General features: G+C 61.4%; 2 protein-coding genes and 1 pseudogene. All 3 read right to left on the reverse strand.

The window, feature by feature from the left end:
* Positions 1–237 precede the first annotated feature (237 nt).
* Positions 238–5,307 carry a shikimate kinase gene (locus NKJ26_RS32870; protein WP_352699990.1) on the reverse strand — a complete coding sequence of 1,690 codons (5,070 nt, stop codon included), beginning with the start codon at positions 5,305–5,307 and terminating at the stop codon, positions 238–240.
* Between the two features lie 272 nt (positions 5,308–5,579).
* The gene (gene trxA, locus NKJ26_RS32875; protein ID WP_352699988.1) at positions 5,580–5,924 is read right to left on the reverse strand and encodes a thioredoxin; all 345 of its coding nucleotides are present in this window, start codon (positions 5,922–5,924) and stop codon (positions 5,580–5,582) included.
* Between the two features lie 596 nt (positions 5,925–6,520).
* Positions 6,521–6,835 (reverse strand): annotated as a pseudogene (locus NKJ26_RS32880) (hypothetical protein); the annotation flags it as partial.

A 6,835-nucleotide genomic window follows, 5' to 3' on the forward strand; every position in this document is an offset into this window, starting at 1 on the left:
GCGACGATAAAGCGGATCACGAGCAACTTCTGACATGGCCCATGTTCGCACATCTTCATCAGCCGTCGGTTAACTTTACGGTGCCCTGCCGGAAGACATTGCGCCGGACTGGATTGATATCGTCGAGGCTGGCAAGGATATGGATACGATGGTCGAGCGCCTGATACGCACGAGGGAGACTGGCCGCAGCTTTAGGCGGCAACAATCAAGGGTTCTTTCGCAGGTTTGGTGAGGGGCTTATCCTCCTCGACTTGAGCGTTCTCTGCTTCTCGTGCAAGATGCTAAATCCGCTCGTGCGTTATTGCCGGCCAGCAAAGGCTGCGGGTCGGCGGTGAGGGTGTCGAGGGTCGGCGGTCGTTCCCCTTCACTCAATGGTGCCGCGGGTGCCTGGATGGTTTCCACGACGCCGGCCCCGCAATCGTAGCCGTTGTGATGATCATCGTGCATGCGCTGCGCTGTTGGGGACATGCTGATGGCGGTGCCGGAAGCACCGGAGACATGTGATATCTCGGCAGCGGGCAGAGGGGCTTCTCTGTCGCTGCACAGGAAAGCGTAGAGTTCCTTCACGCAAATGCGGGCGTCCTTCTTGTCTTTTTGAAAGGGTGGGACGAGGGGCAACCTGATATCGGCCTTTTGGTAGAACGGACTGCGCTCTTCGTACAGCTGGTCAACCTTCTGCTCGATGTCGGCTACTTGCAGCAGCGGCCGGCTGGTGTCCATCTTGAGGCGCCTGCGGAGTTCTTTCAGCTCGGTGTCGAGCCAGATCGACCTCGCCTTATTAAGGATCAGGGCTTGATTGGACTCCTTGCCAAAGCAGCCGCCGCCGGTTGCGATGACTATGGGCCCTCTCTCCAGCTGCTTCGCGAGCTCTTTGGTCTCCAGGTCCCTGAAGTGCGCCTCGCCGCGGCCAGGGTCGGCGAACATCTCCATCAGATTGCCGTGCTCGGCGACGATACGCTTATCGATGTCGACAAACTCCACCCCCAACTCCTTGGCAAGCTGGGCGCCGATGGTCGACTTGCCGCTCGCCGGCATGCCGACGAGCACGACCGGCCGCGTACCGAGGGCCGCGAGGATCTCGCCGGCTTGCGGCGAGCGAGCGACCGCAATCTGTTGTCTTGCGACGGTGGGCGACCTGAAGGTCCCTGCCGCCCTCGACCTGCTTTCTCCTGACGAGCCCCAGTGTAATATCTCAAAGGCGCCACGGGGAATGGGGACCAGCTCGCATTCGCTCTGCGCGCGCTGCGCGAGCTCGGCCCGGTAACTGGCCGGCGTATGGAACTCGACCTCGAAGCGATAGTTCTGCGCGGTTCTGAACGCCGTGTGAACGCCGCGTAACCGCGGCTTGTCCATGATGAACCAGTTGGTGGTCTCGACCTCGCTGCAGTCCCGCTCCTCGAAGGCCAGTGCCGCCTTCCTGAAGGCGCGCGTAAAAGCCTCGTCCGGGATTTCGAAGACATGGCGCACGGCATCGGTGACCAGTTGGGCCTCCGGCGCCGCGCTCACGCTCTGGCCGGTCAACTCGTCGGCTATCCAGACCTGCCCGCGCGACCGTTGGTCAAGATGCGGCACCTTCACCTCGATGCCGTCCTGCCGCAAAAGCTCGGCAACCGCATGCACAGTTTCGGTAATCGCGCTTTCTTGCGCTTCGGCGGGGGCGGCTTCGAGCCTGGCGCGCTCCAGGGCCTGTTCGCTGCTCAGCGTTATCCTGCTGGCGGGGTCGTGGTCGGCCGAGATTGCTAAGGCGCTGGGCAGGATGCGCTTTTCGACGGCGAGTCTGATCGAGGCCTCCATGACCGAGGCCGCTAGCGTGGGGTTGTCCTTCAGATCCGCCAGGCTGCCATCGACGTCGAACCGGCCCTGGTGGAGCTTTGCCGCCTGCGCCTTGACATAGGGGGCCGACTTGAAGCCCGGCCTCTGCTCCAAGAGCCGCTCCAATTCGGCGGTTTTTTGCATGAACACCCGCGCACCGGTATCGGACTTGTAGGCGTCCGTGCCGACCTTGATGCCGACGCTCAACAGATTGATGGCGCTTTCATGCAGATCGTCGGGGTTGTAGCCGTCGGGCCGCGGATCAATGCGCGGCTGGTAGTGGTTGAGCAGGAAGTCGATGCGCTTCCTGGCGTCAGCGGTTGCCGGATAGGATTCGCTGAGTTTCGGGAAGAGCGCGCCGGCGTCGGCGCTGACGGCAGGCTTCGCGCCGGTTGAGCCCACGTATCGCGCTAACTGCTGCTTGACGTCCGACTGCTCATGATCCGGCTCGCTTTTGAGCTGCAGGTTCCAGTCCTGGAGCTCGGCCACTAGCAACGCGGCCAGTTCGCAGGCCACCGGATGCCTGGCAGCCTTGCTGTCTTCCCTCGCCCTGGCGATGAGCTCATGGAGGGTCTGGCCATCCGGCCGATCTTCCTGCAACAGTGCGCGGATGTCGGCCTTGAGCTCTTGATGAATGCCCTCGTAGGTGCCGAAGATGGCACGCTCGGCAAACCAGCGTTGCGCCTCCAGCGGCTGCGCCAGCACGTTGCGCTGCAGGCAGCTGTAGGTCTCCAGCACCAGGCCGGTGGCCGACAGGATCTGCTTGGACCGGCTGAACTGGTAGCCGCCTTTCTCAATGGCCGGCGTGTGCGACTTCGGCGGCTTCATCGAGGCGATGCCGCGCGCCTGCAGCTGCGCGTCGAACTGGCGCACATGCTCGTAAAGGCGAGGCTGGTCGCCGATGATGACGACGGAGTCGCCGTCAAAATCGCCGTCGAGCATTTTTTGTTCGGCGCTCGGAACCGCAACCAAAGAGCCGGGCGCGAACACCTCCGTCGCCTGCAGGATGCCGACGCACTCGAGCGCGGTGTCGGCCTTGACCCGGTCCTTTTCCTCCAGCCAGCGCGAATGGCACTTTACGTCCTCGGCAGACATCACCACCCCGCGCTCGGCGAAGTCCGCCGGCCACATTTCGTCGGGCACAACGATCAAGATGCCTTTGGCAAAGAAGGTCGGATCGTCGGCGGCAAGCCCAGCCCCCGACCTGTGCGCGACGTTGAAGCTGTATTGGAAGGCCACGCACCGATCCAGGAACGCCGCGGTCCGATCGCCATCGCGCGCCGACCTGACCCGGTCGGCGGCGAACGGGCGCAGGTTGGGCTTGTCATAGGGGGAGCGTCCGACAAGCACGCCAGCGTCATGGGTCAAGGTCTTGCTCTTGCCCGTCGGCACATGCAGGCATTCGTCGCTGGACGGCACGGCGATAGCGCTCGAACCCTCGATATGCCCGCCCGTGACCGTCCGGAACAGCTCCTCGGCGGTGAGGCTTGGATGGGTTTCGAGCCAAGCCAGAGCCTTCTCGCGGGTCTCCTGTGCCACCTCGACGCTACGCGGATAATGTTGCAGCGCCGAGGGCGGTACCGCCGATAGCCTTTTATCGGCATAGGCAGGCATCCGCTCGGGAGCGTCGTGGCGAGCCCGGGCAATGGCCGGCATGCGCTCGGCCAGTGAGGCCCTGATGAAGCCGCAGCCGTCATGCGGCCGCAAGGCGATCTCGCCGTCTCGCCCCTCGAACCGGAAGGGATGCACTGCGCCTGCGGGGCGGTCGGGCAGAAGGGACAGCTTGAAGCCCCCTTCCAGCGCATAATCATGCGGGCCAACGTCGGGGATGCCCGGCGGCGCGGCAAATCCGCGGCGCTGGGTATAGTAATAGGCTTCCTTGAACGGCGCCCAGGCCCGCGACAGCTGCTCAAAGGCCGTACCCGGAGCCGTCTCGGCATAGGGGATCGCCAAAAGCTTGCCGCTTGGAGCCTCTGCGACCGCGAAGGGCAGGTGAGAGGCAAGCTGGTTCAGGCTCTTTTGCGGCGGCTTCAGTTTGCTGCCGCCGAACAGGTCCATGCGGTAGGGCACGCCCTCCACGGTGAACGTGCGTGTCAGCATGGCGCCAGTCGGAGTTCCCTTTAGCTGCACCGCCACCACCTTCACCGCGCCCGAGGTCAAGCGGTGGAAAATGGAATAGCGCAACTCGGCTTCGCTGGCCAGCGGCCGGCCTTGCATGTCGACCACCGGCAGCCGCATCAGTCCGGCATCGCCTTGCGGCGGTCTCGGCTCGTGGTCCATGGCCTGAAGGACCCGATGGACATCGAAGCTGGCGGCTGCATGCTGGGCCTGGATCATCGATGCGTTCTGCGACATGAAGGTGTCAAGCGCTTCGAGCGGCTCCTTCGCCTCGATCTCGGCGATCACGCTCCAGCTCATGGAGGAAAGGTCGGCGTAGATGAGGGCACGGGCACTGTCCAGGATTTGCCTGGTTTTGCCGTGCAGCTCTTCCTGCCTGGCCCGCAAGGCGAGCTCGTCGCCCTCGACATAGGACCGCCGGTAGAGCGTCTCCAGCACCGCCCGGGTCTTGAGCACCTGATAGATCGAAAGCGCCGGGCAGCGGCTTGCATTGGCGCCGCTGGTGCGCTCGGCCTGGCCTGGTTTGAGATGGGCATCGATCTTGTGTTCCACCACCGGCTGGATGGCGTTGAGCAGGTTCAGCGCCGACCTGCGGTGCCAGCGCAACGCCGACTTCGGGCTGCGAGCTAGTGGCAGCAGGGAGGCGCAAAGATTGCCCATCGTCTCGAGGTTGTTGTCGAGCTCAAACCCGGGAGCGGCACGTAACACCTCGAGCCTGTCCAGCCCCGGCTGTGCCAGCGCACCGAGATCGTCCAACAACTGCGCCTTGCCCAACGCCTTGAATATACTCGCGATAGCATGGACATCGGCCTGCTGCAGCCGATCCTCGGCATATTGGAGGTAGTGCGCCAGCTGATGCAGCCGGTCCTTCAGCAAGGCGGGTTCGGCGACCTCGCCGGCGATCTCTCCCCCCTCGATACCCCGCGACAGACCGTTGGCGATCCTGACTAGCGCAGGCGTGCTGAAAGTACTGAAGCGACGGCCCTTGGAACCGAGCTCGCCGGCGATGGCAACGATCGCCTTGCGTGCTTTTTCTTCTTCCGGCCACTTGCCGAAGCCGTTCACCAGATTGGCCAATTCTTGATCCGAGAATCCGTCGAGATTGCCGGCGCGGGCAACCACTGCGCCGGCGATGGCAACCGTCGCTTCACGCGTCTTCTGCTGGTCCGGCCATCTGCTGAAGCTGTTAACCAAATCGGCCAACTCTGGATCCGAAAATCCGTCGAGATTGCCGTCGCGGGCAACCACCGCGCCGGCGATGGCAAGCGTCGCTTCGAGCGTCTTCTGCTGGTCCGACATTGCGTCGGAGACGCGGTGCGGGCCTCCTTCGCTATCAGGACGCCCTGCTTGTCCGACCAGCTCTCCGGTGCTGCCCATATTCCCTCTCCGATCCAGCAAAACGCGTCGCCTAAAGCCTGTCAACAACAGGGCATCATTGGTTTGAGTGCGGTCACGCGAGCCTGCAACGGCATGCTTGAAAGCCGCAGCATTCACGCAACGGCAACTGCCTCGACAACGCCGCAAGGAAAAGCTTCTTCGCCACTCGATCGCTCCGACATCAGGCTGAAGCTCAAAGGGCTGAGCCCTGTACAAAACGCCCATAAATCACTGTGAGCCCTACCGCTTTACGGGGCGAATCTACGGTCTTTTCATTGGGGTACAGATTGAGCGATATCGATCAGGCTCGAAATCCAGTTCAAAAGAGCTGTCTTCGGTTTGGCGCCGACCGAGAAATCGGCCACTTCGCCGCCCTTGAAGATCGCGAGCGTCGGAATGGAGCGCACGCCCAATCGGGCGGCGAGTTCCGGGTTTTCATCGATGTTGAGCTTGGCGACCTTGATCTTGCCTTCCATCTCGACGGAGATTTCCTCGAGGATCGGAGCAATCATCTTGCAGGGATCGCACCATTCGGCCCAGAAATCGACGACGACGGGTGCCGCGGATTCCAGAACTTCCGACTGGAAGTTATTGATATCGACTTTCACAGTAGCCATGGCTGCTCCTTTGACCGAAGAAGTGACTCGAAATCCTGTGATAGGGTAGGATCAACATCAACATCTACCTAGGCTCGCCACAGTTCGCGTGTCGAGGCCAGCTCTACTGCTTCGCGGCCGCTGCGGCTCGCTGGTGCTGCCGGACTCGCCCCCCGACGCGACAGAAGCCTTTCCGTTACGCTCGCTGGGAGATCCTGCGCTTTATCCTTATCTTCCGTTGTTAGTCAGCCCTCTGCAGAGTTTGAGCAAGTGACGTGAATGAACCTTTCAACTCCAACGACACTATGTAGTTGTTCTTGATACGTGGCGGCGTCGGAGCGTCAATTTGCGTTGAGTCGAAGCGCTGACAATCGTCTCGCGGAACCATCGACTTCGTCAGCAGAAACCTCCGGATTCTCGACGTCGGACATATCATCATCGGCCATGTAAGCGATCCTTCAATAAACCTGGATACTCAGCTGCAATTTTTTCGTTTGTTTTTCATCTCGGGACTTAACAGCTCTTAGCAATGCTATAGCCGACGTTCACGAGATTCCAGAAACAGAATCGGATCATCCATCGGTGCATAGTCGTCTGCATAATGTCCAGAAGCGCACTCAGTTCACGAGATAGCCGAACGCTGTTTCCAGTTTGACTGAGCCCCGAGTGAGATGATGTAAGTTTTCCGAGCGGCAAATGGACCTCCGTTCAATATCGGATGCGCCGATTGGAGCGCGTCCTTTAATGAAGATCCAAAATTTTGAAGCGTCAACGTCGAAACGGGTTGCATTTGTAATGTGGATAGATCGGACATGCTGGACCTGGCTCCCAAGCATGGGATCTCCGAAGGGCACTGTAAAGTTATCAGCGGATTGATGCAGCGATAGCTGGCCGGGACGGCTGTCACGCTGCGGCGAGACACGCGATTTTGT

The organism is Mesorhizobium sp. M0152, from assembly GCF_040322415.1.
Taxonomy (GTDB): Bacteria; Pseudomonadota; Alphaproteobacteria; order Rhizobiales; family Rhizobiaceae; genus Mesorhizobium.